This is a genomic window from Rugamonas violacea (assembly GCF_016461825.1).
Lineage (GTDB): Bacteria > Pseudomonadota > Gammaproteobacteria > Burkholderiales > Burkholderiaceae_D > Rugamonas.
On the sequence record NZ_JAEMNU010000071.1, the window covers coordinates 58,841 to 84,657 of the forward strand.

Annotated in this window: 24 protein-coding genes and 1 pseudogene; 5 read left to right on the plus strand and 20 right to left on the minus strand. The window is 66.5% G+C overall.

The features are described from left to right. Window positions 1-142 precede the first annotated feature (142 nt). The 7 genes and pseudogenes from moaA to H7U20_RS13485 form a co-directional block, all read right to left on the minus strand. Window positions 143-1,117 carry a GTP 3',8-cyclase MoaA gene (gene moaA, locus H7U20_RS13460; protein WP_199759657.1) on the minus strand — a complete coding sequence of 325 codons (975 nt, stop codon included), beginning with the start codon at window positions 1,115-1,117 and terminating at the stop codon, window positions 143-145. A 140-nt stretch (window positions 1,118-1,257) separates the two neighbouring features. Next, window positions 1,258-3,036 carry a TonB-dependent receptor domain-containing protein gene (locus tag H7U20_RS13465; protein ID WP_370593153.1) on the minus strand — a complete coding sequence of 593 codons (1,779 nt, stop codon included), beginning with the start codon at window positions 3,034-3,036 and terminating at the stop codon, window positions 1,258-1,260. A 12-nt stretch (window positions 3,037-3,048) separates the two neighbouring features. Next, the gene (locus tag H7U20_RS30280) at window positions 3,049-3,519 is read right to left on the minus strand and encodes a hypothetical protein (RefSeq protein WP_233410741.1); all 471 of its coding nucleotides are present in this window, start codon (window positions 3,517-3,519) and stop codon (window positions 3,049-3,051) included. 25 nt (window positions 3,520-3,544) lie between these two features. Beyond that, entirely contained in the window at window positions 3,545-3,763 is a 219-nt protein-coding gene (locus H7U20_RS13470) for a hypothetical protein (RefSeq protein ID WP_199759658.1), read from the minus strand. Window positions 3,764-3,880: 117 nt separating this feature from the next. Continuing rightward, a pseudogene (locus H7U20_RS13475) lies at window positions 3,881-4,286 on the minus strand (IS5 family transposase); the annotation flags it as partial. A gap of 177 nt (window positions 4,287-4,463) precedes the next feature. Next, entirely contained in the window at window positions 4,464-4,718 is a 255-nt protein-coding gene (locus tag H7U20_RS13480; RefSeq protein ID WP_199759659.1) for a hypothetical protein, read from the minus strand. Between the two features lie 174 nt (window positions 4,719-4,892). Beyond that, a complete protein-coding gene (locus tag H7U20_RS13485) occupies window positions 4,893-6,134 on the minus strand; it encodes a TIGR03862 family flavoprotein (RefSeq protein ID WP_199759660.1) in 1,242 nt (413 codons plus the stop codon). A gap of 104 nt (window positions 6,135-6,238) precedes the next feature. Between H7U20_RS13485 and H7U20_RS13490 the strand changes: the two genes are divergently transcribed. Beyond that, window positions 6,239-6,463, plus strand: a complete 225-nt coding sequence (locus tag H7U20_RS13490; RefSeq protein WP_199759661.1) for a hypothetical protein — start codon at window positions 6,239-6,241, stop codon at window positions 6,461-6,463. 85 nt (window positions 6,464-6,548) lie between these two features. Here the strand turns inward: H7U20_RS13490 and moaD are convergent, their stop codons facing one another. The 6 genes from moaD to kbl form a co-directional block, all read right to left on the minus strand. Next, complete coding sequence (gene moaD, locus H7U20_RS13495) at window positions 6,549-6,806, minus strand: molybdopterin converting factor subunit 1 (protein WP_199759662.1); 258 nt, start codon at window positions 6,804-6,806, stop codon at window positions 6,549-6,551. Window positions 6,807-6,839: 33 nt separating this feature from the next. Next, window positions 6,840-8,066: a molybdopterin molybdotransferase MoeA gene (locus H7U20_RS13500; RefSeq protein ID WP_199759663.1), complete on the minus strand. Its 1,227-nt coding sequence runs from the start codon at window positions 8,064-8,066 to the stop codon at window positions 6,840-6,842. Window positions 8,067-8,080: 14 nt separating this feature from the next. Further along, complete coding sequence (gene thrC / locus H7U20_RS13505) at window positions 8,081-9,556, minus strand: threonine synthase (protein ID WP_199759664.1); 1,476 nt, start codon at window positions 9,554-9,556, stop codon at window positions 8,081-8,083. A 97-nt stretch (window positions 9,557-9,653) separates the two neighbouring features. Beyond that, window positions 9,654-11,060, minus strand: a complete 1,407-nt coding sequence (locus H7U20_RS13510; RefSeq protein ID WP_199759665.1) for an L-serine ammonia-lyase — start codon at window positions 11,058-11,060, stop codon at window positions 9,654-9,656. Between the two features lie 44 nt (window positions 11,061-11,104). Then, window positions 11,105-12,067, minus strand: coding sequence for an NAD-dependent epimerase/dehydratase family protein (locus tag H7U20_RS13515; RefSeq protein WP_199759666.1), 963 nt, complete (start codon window positions 12,065-12,067; stop codon window positions 11,105-11,107). A 34-nt stretch (window positions 12,068-12,101) separates the two neighbouring features. Continuing rightward, entirely contained in the window at window positions 12,102-13,307 is a 1,206-nt protein-coding gene (gene kbl / locus H7U20_RS13520; RefSeq protein ID WP_199759667.1) for a glycine C-acetyltransferase, read from the minus strand. Window positions 13,308-13,562: 255 nt separating this feature from the next. Here kbl and H7U20_RS13525 point away from each other — a divergent pair, with 255 nt between their 5' ends. The 4 genes from H7U20_RS13525 to H7U20_RS13540 all read left to right on the plus strand — a co-directional run bounded on the left by H7U20_RS13525 (window position 13,563) and on the right by H7U20_RS13540 (window position 16,051). Then, window positions 13,563-14,138: a helix-turn-helix domain-containing protein gene (locus tag H7U20_RS13525; RefSeq protein WP_199759668.1), complete on the plus strand. Its 576-nt coding sequence runs from the start codon at window positions 13,563-13,565 to the stop codon at window positions 14,136-14,138. Window positions 14,139-14,223: 85 nt separating this feature from the next. Continuing rightward, complete coding sequence (gene bla, locus H7U20_RS13530; RefSeq protein WP_199759745.1) at window positions 14,224-15,108, plus strand: class A beta-lactamase; 885 nt, start codon at window positions 14,224-14,226, stop codon at window positions 15,106-15,108. 157 nt (window positions 15,109-15,265) lie between these two features. Beyond that, entirely contained in the window at window positions 15,266-15,619 is a 354-nt protein-coding gene (locus H7U20_RS13535) for a hypothetical protein (protein ID WP_199759669.1), read from the plus strand. A 96-nt stretch (window positions 15,620-15,715) separates the two neighbouring features. Further along, window positions 15,716-16,051: a hypothetical protein gene (locus H7U20_RS13540; RefSeq protein WP_199759670.1), complete on the plus strand. Its 336-nt coding sequence runs from the start codon at window positions 15,716-15,718 to the stop codon at window positions 16,049-16,051. Here the strand turns inward: H7U20_RS13540 and H7U20_RS13545 are convergent. The 7 genes from H7U20_RS13545 to H7U20_RS13575 form a co-directional block, all read right to left on the minus strand. Next, entirely contained in the window at window positions 16,048-16,848 is an 801-nt protein-coding gene (locus H7U20_RS13545) for an inositol monophosphatase family protein (RefSeq protein ID WP_199759671.1), read from the minus strand. The genes H7U20_RS13540 and H7U20_RS13545 overlap by 4 nt on opposite strands. Before the next feature lie 31 nt (window positions 16,849-16,879). After that, window positions 16,880-18,013 (minus strand): MFS transporter, encoded by a 1,134-nt coding sequence (locus H7U20_RS13550; RefSeq protein ID WP_199759672.1) that lies wholly within the window; start codon window positions 18,011-18,013, stop codon window positions 16,880-16,882. A 36-nt stretch (window positions 18,014-18,049) separates the two neighbouring features. Next, entirely contained in the window at window positions 18,050-19,594 is a 1,545-nt protein-coding gene (gene nagZ, locus H7U20_RS13555; RefSeq protein ID WP_199759673.1) for a beta-N-acetylhexosaminidase, read from the minus strand. Between the two features lie 34 nt (window positions 19,595-19,628). After that, complete coding sequence (locus H7U20_RS13560) at window positions 19,629-20,891, minus strand: DegT/DnrJ/EryC1/StrS family aminotransferase (protein ID WP_199759674.1); 1,263 nt, start codon at window positions 20,889-20,891, stop codon at window positions 19,629-19,631. Window positions 20,892-20,927: 36 nt separating this feature from the next. Next, complete coding sequence (locus H7U20_RS13565; RefSeq protein ID WP_199759675.1) at window positions 20,928-21,800, minus strand: phytanoyl-CoA dioxygenase family protein; 873 nt, start codon at window positions 21,798-21,800, stop codon at window positions 20,928-20,930. Further along, entirely contained in the window at window positions 21,797-22,801 is a 1,005-nt protein-coding gene (locus H7U20_RS13570; protein WP_199759676.1) for a PseG/SpsG family protein, read from the minus strand. Before H7U20_RS13570 ends, H7U20_RS13565 begins: the two co-directional genes overlap by 4 nt. A gap of 486 nt (window positions 22,802-23,287) precedes the next feature. Continuing rightward, window positions 23,288-25,801, minus strand: a complete 2,514-nt coding sequence (locus H7U20_RS13575) for a zinc-dependent metalloprotease (RefSeq protein ID WP_233410742.1) — start codon at window positions 25,799-25,801, stop codon at window positions 23,288-23,290. Window positions 25,802-25,817 lie beyond the last annotated feature (16 nt).

Genomic DNA, 25,817 nt, shown 5'->3' on the forward strand with positions numbered 1-25,817 from the left:
GCTTGCGCTCTAGTATATACCCGACGATATCAACCCCAAGGGCGCAAATCCGGGGTCGGACCCCAGGGGTCCGCCCCCGGCTCTCGGCCGCCGGGTGGTTTCATCGCCGCCGGCGGCTTCACTCAATGCCAATAGGCGCCGGCTAGCCGCCGGTCTGCGACATGAAACGGATGATCTTGTCGGGCCGCTGCTGGAAATCGTGCTGCTGCGGCTTGAGCTCGATGGCCTGGCGGATCGCCTGTTCCAGCTCGGCGTCGCTACAGCCGCCGCGCAGCAGCGGGCGCAGCTCGAATTTTTCCTCCTGGCCCAGGCACAGGTAGAGCGTGCCGTCGACCGCCAGCCGGACCCGGTTGCAGCTGGCGCAAAAGTGCTGCGACAGCGGCGTGATGAAGCCGATGCTGGTCGACCCGTCGGCGCTGGCCAGGTAGCGCGCCGGCCCGCCGCCCAGTTCGAGCGCCTGCGGCTTGAGTTTGAATTTGCTCTTCAGGCGCCGCTGCACCTCGGCCAGTCCGAGGTAGGAGGCGTCCTGGCCGGTGGCGCCGACCGGCATCACCTCGATCAGGCGCAGCACGAACTGGTGGCGGATGCAGAACTCGACCATGTCGTCGATCTCGTCGTCGTTGACGCCGCGCAGCGCCACCATATTGATCTTGATCGGCGCAAAGCCGGCCTCCTTGGCCGCCTTCAGGCCGTCGAGGATCAGCGGCAGGCTGTCGCGCCCGGTGATGCGCGACATGCAGTCGCGGTCCAGCGAGTCCAGGCTGACGTTGATGCGGCTCACCCCGGCCGCCCGCAAGTCCCCGGCGTGGCGGCCCAGCTGGGTGGCGTTGGTCGACAGCGACAGGTCGGCCAGCCCCGGCAGCGCCTTCAGCCGGCCGGCCAGCTGCGGCAGGTGGCGCCGCAGCAGCGGCTCGCCGCCGGTCAGCCGCACCCGCGAGGTGCCCAGCCGCACGAAGGCGCCGACCACCCGTTCGATCTCGTCGAAGCTCAGCCAGTCCGGCGGGTCCTCGAAATCCTTGAAGTGCTTCGGCATGCAGTAGGAGCAGCGCAAATCGCAGCGGTCCGTCACGGACACGCGCAGGTAGTCGATGGATCGACCAAACCGGTCGCTTAACATCGCTTCCTCCCGTTCGTCATAATAAGGAGATTGTAACGATGCGCAGCGGCTTTGCCGATGCCCATGACGACGTAGGCGACTAGTCCTTTGTGACTAGTCCCGGCTAGGGTTTCCGTGACAGCGCAAGGAGTGGATTCCCCCTACAGGCTGCCGCGCAGTCCCAGGTAAAAGCGCCGGCCGATGGCGTCGTAAACGCTGGCGTTGGTCTCGGTGCCGATGGTGTCCCCGCTCAAGCCGCTGATGATGGGCGGCGGCTTGCTGTTGAAGGCGTTGTCCACGCCCAGGTACAGCGCCAGCGTCTTGCGCAGCGCGTAGCTGGCCTGCACGTCGTGCACCACCTTGGCGCCCACGCCCAGCGCGCCCGGCGCCAGCTTGAACTGGGCCAGGAACTGGTCGTCCAGCGCCGAACGGCCGGTGTAGCGGGTGCTGGTCGTCACGCCGAAGGCGCCCCACTGGTAGCCCAGGTTCAGCGCCGCCTGGTTGCGGGCGAAGCCGACCTCGCCGGTCGAGGAGTCGCGCGCGCCGCCGGCCAGCGGAATCGCGTAGAAGTCCTTCAGATAGGTGTAGGCCAGGCGCACGCTGAGCCGGCCCGGGCCAAGCTGCTCGGCCCAGGCGGCGGTCAGGTCGATGCCGGCCGTGCCGGTGCCGCCGCTGTTGCTCACCGCGCTGTCGAGGAAGCTCAGCGAGCCGGCGCTGTAGGGGCTGGCCGCCGCCGCGCGCCGGGTGGCGAACTGGCAGAAGCCGCTGTTGCCGCCGCCATAACATTGCTGCAAGGCGTATTGGCGCGGCGTGGCGACGATGGCGTCGCCGATCTTGATGTCGAAGTAATCCACCGTCAAGGTCAGGTTGCGCAGCGCCGGCACCGAGCGCGGCGTCAGCACCAGGCCGACCGTGCTGGAGCGGCCCTGCTCCGCCTTCAGCTGGGTGTTGCCCCGGTTGAAGCCGCTCAAGCCCTGGATGTCCGCCTGGGTCTGGGTGAACTTGCCGTTGGCGGCGATGTTGTCCATCACCCCGGGCGCGGCGCGGCAGGCCGCGTCGTAGCTGCCGGACGAGCTGGCCGTCACGCCGACGCAGGGGTCGACTATGCCGGTCGGAAACACCTGGCTGGCCGGCGCATACAACTCGGTGATGTTGGGCGCGCGGGTCGACAGCGCCCGCGTCGCGCGCAGCTTCAGGTCGGCCAGCGGACGCCACTCCAGGCCGGCGTTCCAACTGCTGGCGTTGCCCACCGTCGAATAGCGGCCGAGGCGCAGCGCGCCCAAAAAGCTCAGCTCGCGGGCGAATTGTCTATCCTTCAAGAGCGGCACGCGGGTCTCGACGAAAGCCTCGCGCACCGTGAAGCCGCCGACCACCGGGGCGATCTGGCCGCCCGAGTTCAAGCCGGCCTGGGTCAGCGCGTCCGGCACGCTGGACGAGGCCTCGCCGCGCCACTCGACGCCGGCCGCCACGCCGATCCGGCCGGCCGGCAACTCGAACCACTCGCCGCTGAGCGAGCCGCCCACCAGCTTCTGCGTCACCGACGTCGCCAGGCCGGTCGGCACGCCCACATAGGCCAGCGCCGCCGGCGACATGGTGTTGTAGCCGAACAGATTGAGCGGCGCGCAACCCTGGGCGCGCGCCGCCGCGTCGGCGCAGATGACGTCGCCGCTGCTGCCGTCGTGGTTCAGATCGTTCACATCCGGAACGCCCTGCATGGCGTTGCGGAAGTTCTGCACGTTGACCTGGCCGCTGGTGTTCTGCGTCTCCTTGGTCCTGCCGTAGGCCACATAGCTCTCATAGTTCCAGCCGCCGAGCAGGCCCTTCAAGCCGGTCGCCAGGCGCCAGGTGTCGCGGTCGACGGCGGCGCTGCGCACGCCCGCCTCGCCCAGCCGGCGGCTGAAGCTGTAGTCGCGCAGACCGTCGCCGTCCGTGTCGGCGATGCGATCGCCAAGCTATTGCTTCTTAGGTTGCTGTGCTCCGAAATAAAAGCCTGTTGCAGCTGAAACGAGCGCGACGACTGGACCAAAAAGTATCTCCAGAATACTTTTGAGATTATCAAATGTGGGTTCTTTTACCGCGAAAAGCATAAGAAATCCGCACAGCTCTATCACAGTTAATAGACCCAACAACCAGTATGCAATATAGGATCGGGTTTTATCTTGATACTGCGACGGGTCGTAACCCTTTTCCGACGGCGATTGGAGCGACGGGGCGGCTGTACCTGCAGCCACTGTCGCGTCCAAGGTTTCTTCGATTTCCGCGTCATCTTGAGACGTCTTGTCAGCCACCACGGCCAAGCCCGCTTGTTTCGCAGCAGACTCGTCAGCGGCCAGCTTCGCAGCAAGTTCGCCGGCAGCTTGCTTGTTAGCGAGCTCATCTGTGGCAACTTTCTTGGCTGCCGCCTCGTCTTCTTTTTCGGACATTATCGGCCTTGGGAGTGAAGGACAGTTATCGAGCGAAAATTACTTCCGATAGTTTACCGTTGCCATCATCTATCACAACCTTGGCCCCTTGCTGCCGTCGTTTCGCAAGAACGGACTCGGTACTGATGGCACGACTGAGGGCTTCTGTCAGTGACACATTTTGTGCCTTAGCCAGATCTTTAAGCGCAGCGGCAACGGCTGGAGACAAATCAGCGTTCAAACGAACTTTGGTAGGGGCATCCATGGTAGAACCTCAAAAAATATGTAAGCAATACGTATATTACACGTATTTTTCTACGTATGCCGTCTCATTTCCTTCTTGTTTCAGATCTACCCAGACCGGGGTCAGACGTGTCGAGGACAGGGCCGCGCCGGTGAGCACCTTCAAGCGGCATCAAGGTTTCGGCGAGCGAGCGCCGATGGTAGCCGCTGACGGCCTTCCAGTGCCGCCGACTGTCGGCGGCGATGGCGTCGATCGCCGCGTTGCACCATGCCGCGCCCGGTGTGCGTTGCGGCCAAGGCGCCGCGCCATCGCGCGGCGGGATCGACGGCTCGGCGTTGCGCCGGACGATGGCCGCATGGCATTGCTTGGTGTCGTAAGCGCCATCGCCGCCGACGATATCAATGCTCGTGTCTGGCGGGAATTGATCGAGCAGGTCGGGCAGCACTTGGGCGTCGCCGACAGCCTAGTGGGTCATCAGGGCCGCGCAGATCCGGCCGGTGTTCGCCTCCATCGCCAAGTGCACTTTGCGCCAGGTGCGGCGCTTGGGCTCCTGCCGCTGCTGTGTGTCTTTGCGCATCTTTTTAGGCAAAAGACCAGAATCTACGCAGGTCCGATGAAAGTTAACAGCCCCGCTGCACGGCCTGTTGCGCGTATACGTCAGATGTCGCTACGGACGATTTATGCAACAACGCCTCCTTTATGAGTAAAGTCGTAACCGAGGTCATTTGAGGCTGTTTTGTAGGGATTCAACAAACCGCCCCGGTTCGTTGAGCGCCAAAGCAATCACGGTATAAGTGTCGGCGCCAAATACCGTACCAATCACGGTAGGCCGAGCCAAGGTAATCCGGACATTGGCCTGGGTGCCGGGCGGTACTCGGCGCAGCCATAGCTTGCGGCGCTTGACGCGCTCATTGCCGATTACCCCCATGCGCGGCGAACCATGCTCCGCGGCTATTTGGACTTGCCTGCCGCTCATGACTACCTGCTCGTTATCGGGCACTTCGAAAAACCACCAAATTGTCGTTCCGCATCGGCGGACCGCCGCGTAGGCGGGAACCCATGCTGGGCCAATGGACATGCGGGGTATAGATTCCCGCCTGCGCGGCGGTCCGCCGATGCGGAATGACGGTTTTTCGAGGGGCCCTATCGTTCACCGCGCCCCGCGTTCCAACCAGCGCAGCACGTCCTGCCCGGCGGACAGGCCGCCGGCCAGGCAGGCGGTCAGCAGGTAGCCGCCGGTCGGCGCCTCCCAGTCGACCATCTCGCCGGCGACGAAAACGCCGGGCGCGGCCGTCAGCATGGCGCCGTCCAACGCGGCGAAGCGCACCCCGCCGGCGCTGCTGATCGCCTCGTCGATGGGACGCGGCCGCAGCAGGCGCAGGGGTAGCGCCTTGATCGCCTGCGCCAGCTGGGCCGGATCGGCGAACTCGTCGGCGCCGACGCACTCGCGCAGCAGGCCCGACTTGACGCCCTTGATGCCGAGCCGGCTTTGCAGATGGCTGGACATCGAGCGCGCGCCGCGCGGCCGCGTCACCTCGTCGGCGACCCGTTCGGCCGACCAGTCGGGCAGCAGATCGAGATGGATCAGCGCGCTGCCGTCGGCGCCGATCTGCTCGCGCAAGGCGGCCGACAACGCATAAATCAGGCTGCCCTCGACGCCGCCGGCGGTGACGACGAACTGGCCCTGCTTGCGCTGCGCCTTGCCGTCGGCATCCCTGGAAATGATGGCCACCGTGGTCAGCGGCTCGCCGGCGTGGCGGCTGGCGAAGTGGCCGCTCCAGTCGACGTCGAAGCCGCAGTTGGCCGGCACCAGCGGCGCCAGCGCCACGCCGCGCTGCGCCAGCAAGGCTTGCCAGGCGCCGTCCGATCCCAGCCGCGCCCAACTGCCGCCGCCCAGGGCCAGCACGACGGCGTCGGCTTCGACGCTGCGTTCGCCGTCCGGCGTGGCGAACAGCGGCGCGCCGTCGCGCCAGCCCAGCCAGCGGTGGCGCATATGGAACTGCACGCCGCTCTCGCGTAGCCGGTGCAGCCAGGCGCGCAGCAGCGGCGCCGCCTTCATATCGGTCGGGAAGACGCGGCCGGAGGTGCCGACGAAGGTGTCGACGCCGAGGCCGTGCACCCACTCGCGCACCTGCTGCGGCCCGAAGGCCTGCAACTGCGGCAGCAGCGCCGCGCTGGCGCGGCCGTAGCGGGTGACGAAGTCGGCGAACGGTTCGGCGTGGGTGATGTTCATGCCGCCGCGTCCGGCCAGCAGGAATTTGCGGCCGACCGAGGGCATGGCGTCGTACAGGTCGACTTGCGCGCCGCCCTGGGCCAGCGTTTGCGCGGCCATCAGGCCGGCCGGTCCGCCGCCGATGACGGCGACGCGGCGTGTGTGTGATTGAGACTGCATGGGATCGATCCGAAAGCTAAAAAGGCCGCGCCCCGGCCGGTGACTGGACCTGGGCCGGTGCGCGGCGCATACTGTGGGCTGCCATACTTTTGAGGAGCCGTGTTATGGGTGCAGCATTCTGGATTAAACGTTACTTACTGGCGGCCGTGCCGCTGTTCGCCATCCTGTCCTTGGTCGACTATTTCAAGGGTGCCCGCACGGCGGACGAATTCGTCAGCGCCGCCATCTGGGCCGTGGCCGCCGCCGCCATCTACACCATCTCGACCTTCATGCGCTATCGTAAAGAAGGCCCGGCCGCGCTGGGCAAGCAGCCGCCCGCGCCAAAATAATCGCAACAGACACTGGCCGCAGCGCGTAGCGACAAAGCTCCGCCGGCCAGCGGCCATGACGGCGCCGCGCTACTTTCCGCCGTGCCTAGCCGCCGGTCACCGGCGGGAAAAAGGCCAGCTCGCAGCCTTCGCCGACCACGCTGTCGGCGTCGCACATCACCTGGTTGCGGGCCATGCGCAAGGCCCTGCCCTGGCCCAAGGCCGTGGCCCAAGGCTCGCCGCGCCCGATCAAATGGGCGCGCACCTGGCCCACCGTGGCGACGCCGTCGGGCAGCGCCAAAGTCTCGGTGGAAGTGCCCAGTGCCTCGCGCACGCTGGCAAAAAATCGCAGCGTAATATTCATGTCGATGATTCTTCTGTGTTGGTCGCGGCCTGCTCAGTGCAGCAGCTCGCTGAATGGAATGAAACGCACCGTGTCGCCGATGGCGATGGTCTGGCCGGGCGGATTGTCGATGATGCCGTCGCCCCACACGGTGGAGGTCAGCACGCCCGAGCTCTGGTTCGCGAACAGATCGAGTCCGCCGCTGGCGTTGATGCGGGCGCGCAGGAACTCGTTGCGCCGGTCCGCTTTGGACCAGGCGAAATCGGCGCGCATGGCGTAGCGCTGCGGCGTCAGCGCGCGCGCATCATCCACGCCCTGCAACCGCAACAGGAAGGGCCGCACGAACATCAGGAAGGTGATGTAGCTCGACACCGGGTTGCCCGGCAGGCCAAGGAAGAAGGCCTGGCCGACTTCACCGAAGGCCAGCGGCTTGCCCGGCTTGACGGCGATCTGCCACATGTTCAGGCGCCCTTCCGCCTCCACCGCCGGCTTGACGTGGTCTTCCTCGCCGACCGAAACGCCGCCGGAGGTGATGATCAGGTCATGCTCGCGCGCGCAGTCGCGCAACACGGCGCGGGTGGCCTCCAGCGAATCCGGCACGATGCCGTAGTCGCTGATCTGGCAGCCCAGGTTCTCCAGCAGCGCGCGCAAGGTGAAGCGGTTCGAATTGTAGATGGCGCCCGGCGCCAGCGGCTCGCCGGGCATGCTCAACTCGTCGCCGGTGAAGAACACCGCCACGCGCAGCTTGCGCCGCACCGGCAGCGTGGCCAGGCCGACCGAGGCGGCCAAACCCAGCTCGGGGCTGCGCAGGCGGGTGCCGGCCGGCAGGATCACGCTGCCGTTGGTGATGTCCTCGCCGGCCCGGCGTATCCATTCGCCCGGCTTGGGCGCGTGGCGCACGGTGACCAGGTTGCCGGCCGCCTCGCACTGCTCCTGCATGACGACGGCGTCGGCGCCCTCAGGTATCAGCGCGCCGGTGAAGATGCGCGCCGCCGTGCCGGGCAGCAGCGGCTGGCCGACATGGCCGGCCGGAATCCGCTGCGACACCGTCAAGGTCGCCGCGCCGCCGCCGCAGTCGGCCGCGCGCACGGCGTAGCCGTCCATCTGCGTGTTGTCCATCGCCGGCACGTTCATCGCCGACACCTGGGCCCGGGCCAGCACGCGGCCGTTGGCCTCCAGCGTGGCCACGGTTTCGGTTTCGGTCACCGGGCGCGCGGCCGACAACAGGAAGGCCAGCGCCTCGCTGACGGCCAACATCGGTTTGGGCTTGTATTCGGTCATGGCGCGCTCGTCGATCAGAGGCCGGTGTTGGCGGCGATGTAGGCCTTCATCTTCGCCACGTCGGCCGACATGACGACGAACTTCTGCGGCAGCGCCTCGATGTTCTCGAAGCCGGCCGGACGCTCGGCGTCGACACCCAGCGCGTCGAGGATGGTCTCGTTGAACTTGGCCGCCAGCGCGGTCTCCAGCACGATCATGGTGACGCCCTTCTCGATGTGCTCGCGCGCCACCTTGATGCCGTCGGCGGTGTGCGTGTCGATGGTGATGCCGTAGTCGTCGGCGACGTCGCGGATGGTGTCGAGGCGGTCCTGGTGGGTCGATTTGCCGGACTGGAAGCCGTACTGGGCGACTTTTTTGAACTCGTCGCCGTCGCTGCCCGGCTTGCCGGACAGGTCGAAGCCGCCCTGCGTTTCGACCTTGTGGAACAGCGCGCGGGTGCGCTCGCCGTCGCGGCCGACCAGGTCGTAGATGAAGCGCTCGAAATTGGACGCCTTGGAGATGTCCATCGACGGGCTGCTGGTGTGGTAGGTCTCGGCCGACTTGCGCACGCGGTAGACGCCGGTGCGGAAGAACTCGTCGAGCACGTCGTTTTCATTGGTGGCGGCGACCAGCTTGGCGATCGGCAGGCCCATCATGCGGGCGATGTGGCCGGCGCAGATATTGCCGAAGTTGCCCGACGGCACCGTGAACGAGACCTTCTCGTCGTTGCTGCCGGTGGCGGCCAGGTAGCCGCGGAAGTAGTAGACCACTTGAGCCACGACGCGCGCCCAATTGATCGAATTGACCGTGCCGATCTTCTGCGCGGCCTTGAACGGCAGGTCGTTGGAGACCGCCTTGACCATGTCCTGGCAGTCGTCGAAGACGCCTTCGACGGCGATGTTGAAGATGTTCGGGTCCTGCAGGCTGAACATCTGCGCGCTCTGGAAGGCGCTCATCTTCTTGTGCGGCGACAGCATGAAGACGCGGATGCCCTGCTTGCCGCGCATGGCGTATTCGGCGGCGCTGCCGGTGTCGCCCGAGGTGGCGCCGAAGATGTTCAGCTGCGCGCCCGTCTTGGCCAACGTGTATTCGAACAGATTGCCCAGCAACTGCATCGCCATGTCCTTGAAGGCCAGCGTCGGGCCGTTCGACAGCCCCTGCAGCACCAGCTTGCGGCCGTCGGCCTCCTCCAGCACGCGCAGCGGCGTGATCTGGCTGGCCTTTTCGCCGGCGCGGGCGTTGCGGTAGACCTCCTTGGTGTAGGTCTTGGCGGTCAGCGCGCGCAGCTCGGCGTCGGGGATGTCGGTGGCGAACTTCTTCAGCACTTCGTAGGCCAGGTCGGCGTACGACAGTTTGCGCCAGGCGTCCAATTCGGCGCCGCTCACCTGCGGGTAAGCGGTCGGCAGGAACAGGCCGCCATCGGCGGCCAGGCCACCGAGGAGAATGTCAGAGAAATTGGAGGGGGACGACGAAGCGGCCGACGCGGCGGCGCGGGTAGACACGTATTGCATAAATTAGACAGGTCCGGTTGGGCTACATATCACTGCGAATGAGCGGATATTATAGTGCGGCCGGCCCGAACCCGTGCAATTGGCTGTTGTAATAGCGTCAGCAGGCGGCGTGGTTGACGGTGATGACGTGGATCGCCAGACCGCCCAGCGAGGTTTCCTTGTACTTGTCCTGCATGTCGGCGCCGGTCTGGCGCATGGTTTCGATCACCTCGTCGAGGCTGACGAAGTGGGTGCCGTCGCCGCGCAGCGCCAGCGAGGCCGCCGTGATGGCCTTCACCGCGCCCATGCCGTTGCGCTCGATGCAGGGAATCTGCACCAGGCCGCCGATCGGGTCGCAGGTCATGCCGAGGTGGTGCTCGATGCCGATTTCGGCGGCGTTCTCGATCTGCTGGTTGCTGCCGCCCAGGGCCGCCACCAGACCGGCCGCCGCCATCGCGCAGGCCACGCCGACCTCGCCCTGGCAGCCGATTTCGGCGCCCGAGATCGAGGCGTTACGCTTGCACAGCATGCCGATCGCCGCCGAGGTCAGCATGAAATTGCGCACCCCGGTGACCGGGTCGCTCGGCTTGCAGTCCTCGGCGTAGTAGCGCAGCACGGCCGGGATGATGCCGGCGGCGCCGTTGGTCGGCGCCGTCACCACGCGGCCGCCGGCGGCGTTCTCTTCGTTGACCGCCATCGCGTACAGGCTGACCTGGTGCATGGCGTCGTGCGGCAGGTCGTTGGCGCGGTTGTCCGAGGCCTTGACGTCGTTGGCCATGCGCCACAGGTCGGCGGCGCGGCGTTTGACCTTCAGGCCGCCGGGCAGCTCGCCCGGGGTTTCCAGACCGTGGGCGATACAGTCGTGCATGACGCGCCAGATGCGGTCGATGCCGGCGTCGAGCTGCTCGCCGCTGATCTTGACGCACTCGTTGGCGCGCAACATCTGCGGAATCGTCAGGCCGCTGGCGGCGCCGTGCGCCAGCAGTTGCTCCATGGTGTCGAACGGGTAGGGAATGCGGGCGGCGCGCTCGGCGCGGGCGGCCTCGGCGCCGAGTTCCTGGCCCTCGCCCTCGGCGCGGATGAAGCCGCCGCCGACCGAGTAGAACACCTTGCTAAAGCTGCTGCCGTCGGCCCGTTTGAGGGTGAAGCGCAGGCCGTTCGGGTGCTCGGGCAGCGACTCGCTCTTGTGGAAGACCAGGCCGCTGGCGGCCTTGAACGGCACCACGTGCTTGCCCAACAGGGCCAGTTGGCCGGCCGCCTCGGCCGCCGCCAGCATGGCGTCGACCTTGCTCGGCTCGACGTCCTGCGGCGTCTCGCCCATCAGGCCGAGGATCACCGCCTTGTCGGTGGCGTGGCCGACGCCGGTCAGCGCCAGCGAGCCGTACAGCGCCGCCTCGACGGCGACCACGTCGTCCAGCGGAGCGCACTCGACCAAAAACCGGCGCGCCGCCACCATCGGTCCCACGGTGTGGGAACTGGACGGGCCAATGCCAATTTTAAACAGATCAAATACGCTCATGTCCATCGATAGTCTCGCTTATATTTTTTAAAATGCAGGTTGAAATACGCTCAGGCGGCCTTGCCCAGGCTGACGTCGACGTTGGCCAGCATGTCGGCAACCATCTGCTCGACGCCGATGCGCGCCTGCCAACCCCAGTCGGCCGACGCGGTGCTGTCGTCCAGGCTTTGCGGCCAGGTGTCGGCGATGGCCTGGCGGCTATCCGGCTTGTAGGCGATCTTGAAGTCCGGCAGCGCACGCGAAATGGCGGCGGACAGCTGCTCCGGATTGAACGACACGCCGGCGACATTGTAAGCCGAACGGACCTTGATTTGTGCTGCCGGCGCATCCATTAATTCGATGGTGGCGCGGATCGCGTCGGGCATGTAGATCATCGGCAGCGTGGTCTGCGGGCCGAGGAAGCATTCATAGCGTTCACCGCGCAGCGCCGAGTGGAAGATGGCGATGGCGTAGTCGGTGGTGCCGCCGCCTGGCGGCGACTTGAAGCTGATGATGCCGGGGTAGCGGATGCTGCGCACGTCGACGCCGTATTTGAGGAAGTAGTACTCGCACAGGCGCTCGCCGGCCAGCTTGCTGATGCCGTAGATGGTGGTCGGGTCCATCACCGTCAGTTGCGGCGTGTTGACGGCCGGGGTGTTCGGGCCGAAGGCGGCGATCGACGACGGCCAGAAAATGCGCAGCTGCTTGCCCAGCACGCCGCGTTCGCGCGCCACTTCCAGAATGTTCAGCAGGCCGTCCATGTTCAAGGTCCAGGCCTTCAACGGGGCCGCCTCGCCGGTGGCCGACAGCATCGCCGCCAGTTGGTAGACCTGGGTGATGCCCTCTTCGGTGACCAGTTTGGCCAAGGCCTCCTTGTCGAGCACATTGAGCGCGGTATAGCGTTCGGCCTTGTACAGATTGGTGCTGCTGATATCGCTGGCGATGACGTTCTGCGCGCCGTGCTGGGCGGCCAGGGCCTCGACCAGTTCACTGCCGATTTGGCCGTTGGCGCCGATGACGAGTATGCGTTCCATATTGTTCTTCCTGAATGCTAGCTTGAGTGCTGGATTAGTTCTTCAGCAGGCCGAGTTCACGGCCCGCCTGTTCGAATGCCGCCAAAACGGTGACCAATTGGCCGCGGGTGTGCGCCGCCGACAGCTGGACGCGCACGCGCGCCTGGCCCATCGGCACCACCGGGTAGAAGAAGCCGCTGAGCAGGACGCCCAGCTCATACATTCGCGCGGCGAATTTCTGCGCCACCGGCGCGTCGAACAGCATCACCGGAACCACCGGATGGGTGCCCGGCTTGATGGTGAAGCCCAGCGCCTCGATCTCCTTGCGGAAGAAGGCGGTGTTTTCGTGCAGGCGGTCGCGCAGCTCGGTCGAGGTGGACAGCCGCTCCAGCACGGCCAGCGAAGCGCCGGCGATGGATGGCGCCAGGGTGTTGGAGAACAGGTAGGGACGCGACTTCTGGCGCAGCATGTCGATCACCTCCTTGCGTGCCGAGGTGAAGCCGCCCATCGCGCCGCCCAGGGCCTTGCCCAGCGTGCCGGTGATGATGTCGATGCGGCCCATCACGTTGTGGTGTTCGTGGGTGCCACGGCCGGTCGCGCCCATGAAGCCGGAGGCGTGGCATTCGTCGATCATCACCAGGGCGCCGTATTTGTCGGCCAGGTCGCAGATCTTGTCGAGCTGGGCGATGGTGCCGTCCATCGAGAACACGCCGTCGGTGACGATGACCTTGTGGCGCTTGCCGGCGGCGGCCTGCAACTGCGTTTCCAGGTCGGCCATGTCGTTGTGCTGGTAGCGGAAGCGGGCCGCCTTGCACAGGCGGATGCCGTCGATGATCGAGGCGTGGTTCAGCGCGTCGGAGATGATGGCGTCGTTCTCGTCGAACAGCGGTTCGAAGACGCCGCCGTTGGCGTCGAAGGCGGCGGCGTAGAGGATGGTGTCTTCGGTGCCGAGGAAGCTGGAGATGGCCTGTTCCAGCTTCTTGTGCACGGTCTGGGTGCCGCAGATGAAGCGCACCGACGACAGGCCGTAGCCGTATTGCTCGGTGGCGGCGATCGAGGCCTGCGCCACCCACTCCTCGCCGGACAGGCCGAGGTAGTTGTTGGCGCACATATTGATCAGCTTACTGCCGTCCTGCGCCACCACCTCGGCACCCTGACGCGAGGCCAGCACCCGTTCCGGTTTGTACAGGCCCTGTTCGCGCAACTGGTCCAGGGTTTGCTGCAGGCCGCCGAAAAACGCGTTTTTTGCTTGGTCGCTCATGATCATCCTCGTTTGGGTGGCGAAGGCGGTCGCTTGACCTGGCCTCGCTCTATGTTGTACCGTGTTCCGCAGGTGTCTCGGGTCGAGTTTACTCCGTTTTCCCGAACCACCCATGAAATCCGTTATGTCGAACTAAAATTCAATATATCGAATTTTACCGAAGGCCAGTGAACTTGGCAAGGCGTGCCCGTATGGTTATGCCGCGGTTTTTCCGACAGATTTCCCCACAATTAGCGCAATCCCCCGAATAAAAACATGAAAACACCTGTTTCGACGAACGCCCCGCCGGAAGTCGGCGCCGCCCTGCAACGCCTGCGCCTGGCCCGTGGCCTGACATTGGAGGACTTGTCGCGCATCGCCGGCGTGTCGAAATCGATGCTGTCGCAGATCGAACGCGAGAAGGCCAACCCGACCATCGCCATCACCTGGCGCCTGGCCAACGCCCTCGGCGTGGCCATCGGCGAGCTGCTGTCGAGCGTGGAGAAGAGCAGCGAGACCATCCGCGTGCTCGACGCCCACGAGACCCCCACCCTGCCCGGCAACCACGCCGGCTACGTGCTGCGCATCCTCGGCCCGATGGAGCTGGCCGGCAAGTACGAGTGGTACGAGCTGACCCTGGCGCCGGGCGGCGAGCTGGTGTCGCAACCGCACGACCCGGGCGCCACCGAGCACCTGACGGTGCTGCACGGCGCCGTCGAGGTCGAAGTGGGCAACCAGAAGAAGAAGGTCAAGCTGGGCGGCACGGCGCGCTATCCGGCCGACCTGCAGCACGCCATCCGCAACGCGGGCAAGACCGAGGCCAAGGCATTGCTGGTGGTGATCCACCGCTAGCTCGCGCACGCGAGACGGGCGCGCCGCAAGGAATTGTAAAAATCTTTACAATCGCATGTTCACCACAGCAAACCCGACCATGACCATCATCCACTCGCCACAACGCCGCAGCCTGCTGCTGGCCGCCGCCTCCCTGCCCATCATCGGCGCCTGCAGCGCATGGGGGCCGAAGGACCTCGGCAACACGGCCGAGCTCAGGCTGGCCGCGCTGGAAAGCGCCTGGGGCGGCCGGCTCGGCGTGTTCGCCATCGACACCGCCAACGAGCGCAGCGTCAACTTCCGCGCCGCCGAGCGTTTCGCCTTCTGCAGCACGGTCAAGGTGATGCTGGCGGCGGCCGTGCTGGAGCGCAGCAAGCAGGCGCCGCAACTGCTGCAGCAACGCATCAAGTATGCCAAAAGCGATCTGGTCGACTATTCGCCGATCACCGAGGACCATGTCGACGACGGCATGACGGTGGCCGATCTGTGCGCCGCCGGCATCCAGTACAGCGACAACACCGCCGCCAACCTGCTCATCAAGCTGCTGGGCGGCATCGCCGCCGTGAACGGCTACGCCCGCTCGATCGGCGACCAGGAGTTCCGCCTGGACCGCCTGGAAACCGAGCTCAACACCGCCATCCCCGGCGACCCGCGCGACACCACGACGCCGGCGGCGATGGGCCGCAGCCTGCGCCGCGTGGCCGTGGGCGAGGCGCTGTCGGCGCCGCTGCGCACGCAATTGCAGGACTGGATGCGCGGCAACACCACCGGCGACGCGCGCATCCGCGCCGGCGTGCCGGCCGGTTGGCAGGTCGGCGACAAGACCGGCACCGGCCACTACGCCAGCGCCAACGACATCGGCGTGATCTGGCCGCCGCAACGCGCCCCCATCGTGCTGGCGATCTACACCGCGCAGGCCGACAAGGACGCCAAGGCGAACAACGACATCATCGCCTCGGCGACGCGCATCGTGGTGGAGTCGCTGGCCTAGGCGGTCGAAGGCTGGCTGCTGTGTTCTTGCCGGGGCATTGAGCGAGGACGTTTCACGCCCCGGAAATCAGGTCTAGAATAGTCAATGCAAGGCTAGAACCGCTGCCCTAAGCTGAGCGTCCCACCCGCTGCAACATGATCCGCGTGAAGGAAATGCCATGGATAAGGTCATCAGCATCAGCATCTCCGAACGCGATCATCGCGCTCTTGAAGCCGCCTCCAATCGAGAAGGCGTCGATATACTTGAACAAGCGGCCAAAATGCTCTCCCGGGAGTTGAACATCGCCGAGCTACTCCCCAAAAAGCAAGTCGAGGCGCTTGATGAATTTGCTCAACGGCGTGCCACCACCGCCCCCCCCCTCAGTCAAGCCAACGCAATTACGGCGTTCGAACGCAAGGGATCGATGGTGAACGCCTTGGAGCTGCGCAGCTTTGTTGAGTCGGAAGAGTTTCAGCACGCCTTCAGGCAACTGGTCCTGGCTGACCAGGCCAAAGCCAAGGTCGCAAGCTAACGGCCACCGCGTCGAGCGGAAAAGTGTCACACCCTCAATAAACTGGGCTACATAAAATCCGCTCACAAACGCGGCTTTGAAACCACCGTCTATTTTTTGGGTCTAGCCTCCGCCGATCTTGCGGTAGCGCGCGTTAAAGCACGCGCAGCAGCGGGTGGCCACGACGTGCCGGAAGAAATGGTGCGGCAAAAATGGGCCAATGCGCTAACAAGCGCCAGCAAAGCCATCACGCGCGCCGATACCGTTGCGTTTTACGACAACTCGACGCCAGACGGGCCGCGCGAGCTGGCGGTCTTTCACCAATCAAAACTGGTTCGTTTGGCAAACACACCGGCAGACTGGCTTGCGCTCATGCCCAACGTCGAAAAAGCCATGAGCTTGCCGATAGGAACCGTCATTCAGGATTTCCATTCGGGCAAAAAGCCCGGCTAGCGCAGCAACTCGACCACCGCCGCGTGCAGCGCCGGGGCGCCGGCCAGCACGGCGTAGTCGCGCTCAGCCGCACTGGCCGACAGGTCCAACCGCAACGGCCGGCCCTGCGGGTCGGTGAAGCGGCCGCCGGCCTCTTGCACGATCAACATGGGCGCGGCGATGTCCCACAACCGTTCGCTGTGGTTGAGCACGCCGCCGATGCGGCCGTCGGCGGTGAAGGCGGCGTCCAGCAGGCAGTTGGTGGCGCGCACGTTGCGCACGCTTTGCAGCAGGCGCACCAGCGACTCGGCGCAAACGCGCCGCCGGCCCTCGTCCGGGCTGCTGTCCATGCCGACGTTCCACAACACCCCGCCCAGCTCGGCGCAGCTGCTCACCCGCACCGGCTCGCCGTTGCGCCGCGCGCCGTGGCCCTTCTCGGCCTCGTACAATTCGTCGGACATGGGCAGATACAGCAGGCCCAGCACCGGCTCGCCCCCGTGCAACAAGGCCAGCAACACGCCGAACCACGGCAGGCCGGCGGCGAAGTTGGAACTGCCGTCGAGCGGATCGACGACCCAGGTGTAGTCGGACGGCAGCAGGTCGCAGCCGGACTCTTCGGCAATGATCGAGTGGCCGGGGAAATGCCGGCGCAGGCCCTCGACCAGCAGGCGCTCCGAGGCGAGGTCCGCCTCGGTGACGATGTTGCTGACGTCGCCCTTCGAGCGGACTTGGTGGCCGGCGCCGAATTGCTGCCGCAACAAGGCGCCAGCCTGGCGCACCAGTTCGACGGCGACGGTTTTCATGTCGTATTCGACCATTTCCCCTCCCACAAGATCAATTCAGCCCGCATCAGTCGGACGCGCAACCCTCGACGCTGAGCCAGGGCGCCGGTTTCGGCAACGCCGCCAGCGAGCAGGCCGCGACCAGGAAGGCCGCCAAGGCCACCAAGCCCATCCCCCACACCAGCCCGCTGTGCTGGGCCACGAAGCCGATCAACGGCGGCCCCAGCAACGTGCCGATCGAACCCATCGTCGTCACCGCCGCCAGCGTGCCGGCGCCATGGCGCGACGCTTCGGCGTAGATGCAGGGCGACAGGCCGGCCACGCCCACGCCGACCAGCAGGAAGGCGGCCAAGGTCGGCCAGACGCCGCCGAACAGCAGTCCCAGTCCCAGGCTGACGCCGGCCAGCAGGCTGCCGCGCCAGATCAGCGCGCGGGCGCCCCAGCGACTACGCCAATGGTCGGCCACCAGGCGCGTCGCCAGCATCGTCGTCGACACCACCGCGATCCCCAGCGGCGCCTGCTGCGGCGTGGCGCCGACCACCTTTTGCAGGTAGATGGTGGACCAGTCGTACATCGAGCCTTCGACCAGCGTGCTAAAGAATACCAGCACGCCGAGCCAGCGCGTGGCGCGGTTGGGCAGTTGGAAACGCCGGCCCGGCCGCGCCGGCGGCGCCGCGCTGGCCGGCTCGTCGAGCAGGCTGTTGCGCACGGCGGCGACGGCCGCCAGCATCAGTGCGGCGGCGCCGGCGAAATGCAGCAGCAGTGACGGCGAGCAGCGCATCACCAGCGAACTGAACAGCGCCGCCAGCAACAGGCCAAGGCTGAACATGGCGTGCAGCCGCGCCATGATGGCTTGGCCGTAACGCGTTTCGACCAGCATCGCCTGGCTGTTCATGGCGGCGTTCATCAACGCGCAGAGCACGCCCTCGGCCACCATGACGCACAGGGCGACGGCGAAATTGGGCGCCCCGGCCAGCGCCAGCAGCAACAGCGGCAGCAGGCAGCAGGCCAGGCAGGCCAGCCGGCGCGCGCCGAGCCGGGGCAGCAGCGCGGTGGTGAGCGGGAAGGCGCCCACCGAGCCCAGGCCGCAGGCCAGCAGCAGCACGCCGATGCCGGCGGTGTCGAGCGACAGGCTGTCCATCAGCGCCGGCAGGCGCGCCGACCAGCTGCCGACATTGAAGCCGAGCAGCAGGAACAGCACGGCCGCAGCCAGCCGGCAGCGGCGAGGACGGCGCGCTCACTCGCTCAGCGCCTGCGCCAGCACCTTCAGCGCCATCGGCCGGTTGCTGCACAGGGCGGCGCCGTCGAGTTGCTCGAACAGGTCGAGGTCGTAGGGCAGGTTGCCCGCCACCAGGCGCGTGACGGCACTCGGCAAGGTGGCGATGATGACCTGCTGGCGCGGACTCAACACGGCGTTGTAGCTCATCACCACGATCTGGCTGGCGCCCTCGGCCCAACGCAACACCTGGTCGAGGTCGGACGCCTCGGGCTGGTGCGACACCACCAGCTCGTCGACCGTGTGGCTGGCCAGGCGCAGGTGGCTGGCCAGCGAGCTGCGCTGGGTGTCCAGCTTGCCCAGGGCCATGCGGTCGACGGCGGCGTGTTCGACGATCTCGAAGGTGAGCAACTTGACCGGCCTGTCGCGGCGCAGCCCGGCCAGGCGGCCCCGGCGGCGCAGCGCGTGGCGGTGCATCTGCTCGGACAGGGCCATCGCGACGGGATTCTGCATGAACGGTTGCGGGTCCTCCGGCAGCTCGTACCAATCCTCCAGCGTCAGTTTTTGCTTCAGGTGCAGGATGCGGTCGACCGATTCCTCCACCTGGGCCCGTTCGATCACGCCCTGCTCCACCGCCGCCAGCAGCGCCGCCAGCGCGGCGCGTTGCTGCTCCGGCCGGTGCGACACCAACGCCAGGTCGGCGCCGGCGCCGACCGCCCGCACGGCGCCCTCGGCGGTGCCCCAACGGTGGGCGATGGCGTGCATCTCCAGGCAGTCCGAGCAGATCAGGCCGTCGAAGCCGAGCTCCTCGCGCAGCAGGCCGGTCAACACCGGCCGCGACAGGGTGGCCGGCAGCGCCGGGTCCGGCTCGAAGGCGGGAAAGGCGACGTGGGCGGTCATGATGACATCGACGCCCTGGTCGATGGCGGCGCGGAACGGCGCCAGCTCGACCGCCCGCATGCGTTCCGGCGTGTGGCCGATCAGCGGCATGCCGGTGTGCGAGTCGTTGCTGGTGTCGCCGTGGCCGGGGAAGTGCTTGGCGGTGACGGCGATGCCGGCGTCCTGCCAGCCGGCCAGCGCCGCCATGCCGTAGCTCGACACCTCCAGCACCGACTCGCCGAAGGCGCGCACGCCGATCACCGGGTTGGTGCGGACGAAGTTGATGTCCAGCACGGGGGCGAAGTTCATGTTGACGCCCAGGGTCTTCAGCTCGTTGCCGGCGTACTCGTGCAAGGTGCGGCAATCGGCCACGCCGGCGCCCTGCTTCCAGGCCAGCGGCGACAGCAGCGGCGTCAGGCCCTCCTCGATGCGGATGGCGATGCCGCCCTCCTGGTCGACGGCGATGAACAGGGGGATCGCCGAACGCTCGGCGTTAATCTCCTGCAACTGGCGGGTCAGCCGCGCCACCTGGCGCGGATTGTCGACGTTGCGGCGGAACAGGATCACCCCGCCGATGCCGCCCTCGCGGATCAGGCTGGCGATCTCGTCCGACGGCTCCAGCCCGTCGAAGCCGACGATCAGCATCTGGCCGACCATTTCCCGCAGCGTCAAATCGGCGGTGTTCATGGCCGGCCCCGGTTCGGCAGATGGCAGTTGCGGCTCATTTGCGGTGCTCCGCCAACAACCGGGTCAAGACCTCGATGCAACGTTGCACATGGCTGGCCTCCCAGGTCGGATGCAAATGCAGGCTCAGGGTGCGGTGCAGCAGCGAGCGCGCGGTCGGGCAGATCACGTCGCGGTACTGCACGGCGGCCGGGTCGGTGTACTCGCTCGACTTGAAGGGGAAGTCGGCGCTGCCGAAGCCGGCCAGGTTGCGGTAGACGTTCTCGCCGTAGGCCTCGGGCCACTGGATCTTCGAGGCCGGCACGCCGGCTTCCTTGAGCAGGTCGCACAGGGCGGCGGCGTCGATGTCCAGCGCCTCGGTGTCGAGCAGGATCGGATACCACCAGTAGGCGTTCTGCCGCTCCGCCGAGTTGAACGGCAAGGCGGTGATGCCGGGCAGGCCCTGCAAGGCGGCGTCGTACTGGCGCGCCAGTTGCTTGCGGCGCGGCAGGTTCCACTCGTCGAAACGTTCCAGCTCGTTGATGCCGATGATCGACTGGATCTCGGTCATGCGGAAATTGAAGCCGATCCGGTTGTGGATGTAGAAATCGGTCTGCTCCAGCGCCAGCAGGTCCATCTTGCGCTTGATGTCGTAGCCGTGGTCGCGGAAGGAGCGGCATTCCCAGCCCAGCGCGCTGTCGTTGGTGGTGATCATGCCGCCCTCGCCGCCGGTGGTGAAGTGCTTGCTCTGGCAAAAGCTGAAGGCCGCCGCGTGGCCCAGCGTGCCGACCTTGCGGCCCTGGTACTCGCCGCCGATGCACTGGGCGGCGTCCTCGATGACCTTCAGGCCGTGTTGTTCGGCCAACGCCATGATCGGCTCCATGTCGCACACCACGCCGTACAGGTGGACCACGATGACGGCCTTGGTGCGCGGTGTGATCAGGGCGGCGATCTTGGCCGGGTCGATGGTGTGGTCCAGGCCGACGTCGCAGAACACCGGGATGGCGCCGGCCTGCAGGATGCAGAACGACGAGGCGATGAAACTGTACGAGGGCACGATCACCTCGTCGCCGGGGCCGATGTTCATCGAGCCGATGATGCTGTGCAGCGCCGCCGTGCCCGACGAGCAGGACACGGCCATTTCGGCGCCGGCCCAGGCGGCGAACTTCTCTTCGAACTCCTTGCCGCGGGTGCCGGTCCAGTAGTTGACCTTGGACGAGCGCAACGGTTCGAGCACCTCGCTCAGGGTCTTCTCGGCGAACTGCGGCCAGGCGGGGAAGCTCAATTCGCTGGCTTCGGCGGATACGGATACTTGCGTCATCTGATTACACTCCTTGTGAGCTACGTGGCGGTGCGACTAAAACTTGGGAAAATTGAATTCCTTGGCGGCGAAACGTTGGTGGTGTTGCTGGAAACGGGCCAGCGCGGGGAACTTGTCGCGCTCCTGCCGGTGCGCCAGCAACATCGCCGCCACCTCGGGCGCCAGCGTGCGCAGATAGGCGTCGCTGTATTCGGCGGCGTTGAGCACGCAGAAGTGGCAGGTCGGCGCCGCCAGGTCGCTGTGGTAGCCCAGCTGTATCGTCGCCCGGCCGTGCTCCAGCAACGGGCCGTAGCCCCGGTGCAGCGCGTTGTTGTTGTAGAACACGGCTTGGCCGGCTTTCACCTCGATCATCTCGCCGCCCAGGCCGTTGTCGCTGTCGATGGCCGACATCTGCCGGTCGCCGCTGAACCAGACCGCCTCGCGCGGCGTGAACGGGCGGGCGTGGCTGCCCTTGACGAACCACAGGCAGTGGTCGTCCTGCAGGGCCAGGTTGATCTGCACGTTGTTGTGGAAATAGGCCTCGGTGAACCAGGACTCGTCCACCTCGCCGGGCGGGATCTGCATGGTGTCGCGGTGCCAGCCCTGGGCGTAGGCGCAGCCGGGCTCGGCCACGATGAGCGAGGCGCCGTCGAGGATGATGTTGCCGCCGCCCAGCAGTTGGCGGCACAGCGACAGCAGGCCGGCGTCGTGGATGATGTCCTGGATGCCGGCGATGCGCAGCTGCGGCTGGAGGAATTGCAGGTTGGCCACGCGGCCGGGCACGGCGTTGGCCCGCAGCACGGCGCTGTGGCGGATCTCGGCCAACATGGCGGCCACCTCGTCGGCGCCGAGGATGTCGGCGACGACGTAGCCGTCGCGGCGGAAGGCGGCCGCCAGGCCCGACTCGGGCAGGAAGAAGAGCGCGCTCATGCCGCCTCCGCCGTTGGCTGGTAGATCGCGTGGTGGATCTTGTCGAGCAGGCGGCGCTTGCTGTTGCCCAGGTCCAGGCCGTCGAGCCGCTCGCGGATCTTCTGCCGGCGGTCGAAGGATTCGGACAGTTGGCGGATCTTGTCGGCGATTTCCTCGTCGCCGATCTCGTGGTCCAGGCCGCAATGGATGAAGCTGGCCTGTTCGTGGAAGCGGTGGCTGGTCTCGCGCGCGTTGGCCGAGATCACCACGGCCGGCACGCCCAGGGCGGCCAGTTCGAAGGGGGTGCGGCCGTTCGAGGAGATCGCCATGTCGGCCTTGAGCATCTGCTCGGCCGGCGCGCTGGTGCTGATGATCTCGGCCTTCAGCGCGGCCTGCTGGATGAACTTGCGGATGCTGTCCTGGTAGCCGTAGGCCGGGCCGACCAGGATCTGGTAGGTTTTCTTGCGCAGCAGTTCGCACTTGGCCACCAGGCGCAGCACCCGCTCGGTCAGGTTGTTGCTGTCCTCGCCGCCGAAGGTGATCAGGATGTTCTTGACGCTCTGGTTGACGCGGCCGCGGCGGGCGACGACGAACTCGTCGCGCAGATCCATGTATTCGTGGCCGTACAGCATCTTGTCGCTGCTGGCGCCTTGATAGATGGCGTTGATGGTCAGGTCGGCGCTGTCGCCGCCGGCGCCGAGGTCTTCGAAATTGATGACCCGCGCCTGGCAGCTCTTGAGCCGCTCGATGTAGTCGCGCTCGGTGTTCAAGACGTCGTTGATGATGGCCAGCGGCTGGATCTTGTCGATCAGGTCGAAGATCTTCTCGTTCTTCCTGACCAGCAGCACATGGGCCACCTTGTTGCGTTTAAACAAGGAATAGGCGCGGTAGCTATCCTGCGTGCAAATGATAGTTTTGTTCAGGCCGTGAATGGACCGATACAAGTCGAGCACGCGATAGGCGTGTCCCAGACCTATGCCCTTGTAGCCTGCAACAACAAAAACCAGAGTCTGATTCTTCATCGTCGTACCACTTTCGGTGAGCGCTGCCAATCGTAAGGTGTCCCGTTTTAGTGCCAAAAACAATAATCTTTTAGGCACTATTGACTTGATTGCATTGTGCTCCCGCGATAATTGGTAGTCAAGTGGTTTTTAAAAGTAAGGAATTTAGATACCAATACGTGTAATTGGCATTGAATTGTCGCAAATACTCACACCAGAGCCGTAGCGGCGGCCATATCGTCCGTCTGTGCGGCAATTGGGGGCCCAGGCGGGTCCGATTCGACGCCTGGATGCAAGTCGGTACGCTGACGGTGGAAACAACAAATTGCCGGTCGGCATGTTGCGGTTTCGACACTTATCCATGAGTCAATATTAGATAAAAGGAAACAACATGCCCGCGCGAGGGGAGTTGAGAAGCGCAGCGCCATGCGGCGGCCGCGCCGCGCAAGGCGGCGCGGCCGCTCAGGCCGTATATGTGGGAGGGGGGTTAGTTCGGCGTGGGAGGGGTTAGATCGGCGCGCCAGGCGGAATCGCCGGCAGGCTGCGCAATTTGACGCTGCGCGGGTCGGACAGATACTGCGCGATCAAGGTGGCGGCCTGCTTGCGACTGTGCGCCACCACCTCCTTGCCCGGATTTTTGTTCAGCCACTGGCCGAACTCGCGGACCTGCGCGCGCAGCTCGGCGTCGACCTGGGGATGCAGCTTGCCGCCGTCGAGCAGATTCAGCGTGGCGTCCAGCACCACCCAGTTGGCGGCCAGTTGCACCGCCTCGCCGCCGGCCACGCCGGCAGCCACCGGTTCGCGCTGCCACGTCCGTTGCAGCAGCGTGGCCAGCGTCTCCCGCACGCCCAACTGCCGCGCGTCGCGCGCGTGCTGCCAGGCCAGGCGGTTGACGCGGCCGGCGTCGAGCAGGAAGCCGGCGCTCTGCGCGGCGGCCGCCTCGACGGCGGAGAAGGCGTCGAACACGCTGTTCATGCGCGTGCCGAAGTATTCACGGCCCCGTTCATAACCCTGCGCCGGCGGCGTCAAAACGTCGAGCACCTTGGCCGGCAAGGCCAGGTATTCGGCGCGCAGGCTGTCGCTCAAACGCGCCAGGGCCTGGCGCTGCACGGCGGCCGGCGTGGTGCGCACGCCGCTGCGGGCGATGCCGTTTTTGATGTCGCCGCTGCTGGCGTAGTCGAATTCGCCGCCGCCGATCAGGCGGGCCAGCGCCTCGCCCTGGTAGCGCTGCAGCAGGTAGATCGGCACCAGGCGCGCCTCCAGCTCGCCGCCCTGGCGCGCGTCCGGCAGCACGTCCATCGAGAACGTTTGCAGCGCGCGCTGGCGCACCGCCGTCAACTGGTCCCAGGTCTGGATCGAGTCGGGGCCGAAGTCCCACAGCAGGCCGTCCGGATGGCTGGCGCCGGCCGCGCGGGCGTCGTTGTCGCTGACGTAGCTGAGCTTGGCGGCGCTGGCGCCGGCGCGCAGTTTCTCCAGCGCGGCCGTCTCGTCCTTGCCGCTGCCGAACTGGCCGTAGATGTAGTTGACGATGTAGTCGTCCCACACGCCGACGCCGACGCCGTAGGCCTCGGCCAGGTCGACTTCGCCGGCGCCGTTCAGCTTGAGCACCGGGTGCGGATAGTCCATCACCGAACCGTTGCCGCCGCCGAAGCGGCTGGCGGCGAAGTTGTGGGCGAAGCCGAGGGTGTGGCCGACCTCGTGCGCCGCCAACTGGCGCAGGCGGGCCAGCGCCATCTGCTCGGCCAGCTGGGCCTTGGCGCCGTCGCCGCCTTTGCCGTAGGGCGCCAGCAGGCTCTCGGCGATCAGGATGTCCTGGCGCACGCGCTGCGAGCCCAAGGTGACGGCGCCACGGATGATCTGGCCGGTGCGCGGATCGGCCAACGCGTTACCGTAGGACCAGCCACGGGTGGCGCGGTGCACCCAGTGGATCATGTTGTAGCGGATGTCCATCGCGTCGGCGCCCTCGGGCAGCAGCTCGACGCGGAAGGAGTCCTTGAAGCCGGCCTTGGCGAAGGCGCTGCTCCACCAGCGCGCGCCATCGAGCAGCGCCGAGCGCACCGGCTCGGGCGCGCCACGGTCGACGTAGTAGACGATGGGCTTTTTGACGGCGCTGACGGCGGCCGTCGGGTCGGTCTTCTCCAGCCGGTGGCGCACTTGCCAACGCACGTCGATGCTGCTGGCCAGCGGCGTGGCGAAGTCGAAGTAGCCGGTGTCGAAGCCGCCCGACGACGGGTGGTAGGCGCGCGGCTGGTAGCCGGCGTCCGGCAGGCGCACCAGGCTGATGTGCTGGCGCAGCGACAGGCTGGCCGGGTCGGCCGCCACCTGGCGCACGAACTCGGCCTGGCCCGGCCCCTGGAAGGTCAGGATGGCTTCCAGTTCGACGTTGTCGGGGAAGCTCTTGGCCTGCTCGGCCAGCACCGCGCTGCGCGCGGCGTCGACGCGATAGACGCCCTGCTTGCTCTCGTCCAGCTTGGCGGCGACGCCGTGCCAGTCGGCCAACAGGAAGCTGGAGAAGTCGACCAGGTGGGCGGCGCCCTGGCCGCCGGCCGCCGCGTCCTTGGCATCCTTGGCATCTTTGGCCGGCTCGCTGGCGAGGATCTCGCCCGACCACAGCACGGCGCCGGCGAACGATTCGTTGACGGCGGCGCGCTCGTCGCGGTCGGCCGAGCGGGCCACGTAACGGGTGTTGTCCTGCACCAGGAACAGGCGCTTGCCGTGTTTTTCAAAGCGCACCATGCGCATCTCGCCCGGCTGGCCGCGATCGAGGCCGACGTCGTTCGAGCCTAGCGCGTAGGGCAAGGAGGACAGCAGCAGGAAGGGCTGCTCCAGCGCCGTCACCGACAGCAGCACCCTGCCCTGCTCGACATCGCGCCACAGCTGGATGAAGCCGGGTTGCGCTTGCAGGCCGCGCGTCAGCTCGGCCAGCGGTTTGGCGGCGCCGGGCGCCTCGGCGAAGACGGCGGCCGGGCCGAGCAGTAGCATGGCGAGCAACAAGGGTTTGAGCGCGGGTGTCGAGGTCATGGGGAATGAAGGAATG

What these genes read in the sequence shown, in the direction of transcription:
- H7U20_RS13525 (WP_199759668.1), top strand. Translation starts at nt 13,563, where the DNA reads ATGAAAACACCTGTTTCGACGAACGCCCCGCCGGAAGTCGGCGCCGCC.
- H7U20_RS13500 (WP_199759663.1), bottom strand. Translation starts at nt 8,066, where the DNA reads ATGACCGAATACAAGCCCAAACCGATGTTGGCCGTCAGCGAGGCGCTG.
- kbl (WP_199759667.1), bottom strand. Translation starts at nt 13,307, where the DNA reads ATGAGCGACCAAGCAAAAAACGCGTTTTTCGGCGGCCTGCAGCAAACC.
- H7U20_RS13560 (WP_199759674.1), bottom strand. Translation starts at nt 20,891, where the DNA reads ATGACGCAAGTATCCGTATCCGCCGAAGCCAGCGAATTGAGCTTCCCC.
- H7U20_RS13565 (WP_199759675.1), bottom strand. Translation starts at nt 21,800, where the DNA reads ATGAGCGCGCTCTTCTTCCTGCCCGAGTCGGGCCTGGCGGCCGCCTTC.
- H7U20_RS13545 (WP_199759671.1), bottom strand. Translation starts at nt 16,848, where the DNA reads ATGGTCGAATACGACATGAAAACCGTCGCCGTCGAACTGGTGCGCCAG.
- H7U20_RS30280 (WP_233410741.1), bottom strand. Translation starts at nt 3,519, where the DNA reads ATGTCCGAAAAAGAAGACGAGGCGGCAGCCAAGAAAGTTGCCACAGAT.
- H7U20_RS13570 (WP_199759676.1), bottom strand. Translation starts at nt 22,801, where the DNA reads ATGAAGAATCAGACTCTGGTTTTTGTTGTTGCAGGCTACAAGGGCATA.
- H7U20_RS13470 (WP_199759658.1), bottom strand. Translation starts at nt 3,763, where the DNA reads ATGGATGCCCCTACCAAAGTTCGTTTGAACGCTGATTTGTCTCCAGCC.
- H7U20_RS13510 (WP_199759665.1), bottom strand. Translation starts at nt 11,060, where the DNA reads ATGGACATGAGCGTATTTGATCTGTTTAAAATTGGCATTGGCCCGTCC.
- H7U20_RS13490 (WP_199759661.1), top strand. Translation starts at nt 6,239, where the DNA reads ATGGGTGCAGCATTCTGGATTAAACGTTACTTACTGGCGGCCGTGCCG.
- H7U20_RS13575 (WP_233410742.1), bottom strand. Translation starts at nt 25,801, where the DNA reads ATGACCTCGACACCCGCGCTCAAACCCTTGTTGCTCGCCATGCTACTG.
- thrC (WP_199759664.1), bottom strand. Translation starts at nt 9,556, where the DNA reads ATGCAATACGTGTCTACCCGCGCCGCCGCGTCGGCCGCTTCGTCGTCC.
- H7U20_RS13515 (WP_199759666.1), bottom strand. Translation starts at nt 12,067, where the DNA reads ATGGAACGCATACTCGTCATCGGCGCCAACGGCCAAATCGGCAGTGAA.
- H7U20_RS13535 (WP_199759669.1), top strand. Translation starts at nt 15,266, where the DNA reads ATGGATAAGGTCATCAGCATCAGCATCTCCGAACGCGATCATCGCGCT.
- moaD (WP_199759662.1), bottom strand. Translation starts at nt 6,806, where the DNA reads ATGAATATTACGCTGCGATTTTTTGCCAGCGTGCGCGAGGCACTGGGC.
- nagZ (WP_199759673.1), bottom strand. Translation starts at nt 19,594, where the DNA reads ATGAACACCGCCGATTTGACGCTGCGGGAAATGGTCGGCCAGATGCTG.
- H7U20_RS13480 (WP_199759659.1), bottom strand. Translation starts at nt 4,718, where the DNA reads ATGAGCGGCAGGCAAGTCCAAATAGCCGCGGAGCATGGTTCGCCGCGC.
- H7U20_RS13485 (WP_199759660.1), bottom strand. Translation starts at nt 6,134, where the DNA reads ATGCAGTCTCAATCACACACACGCCGCGTCGCCGTCATCGGCGGCGGA.
- moaA (WP_199759657.1), bottom strand. Translation starts at nt 1,117, where the DNA reads ATGTTAAGCGACCGGTTTGGTCGATCCATCGACTACCTGCGCGTGTCC.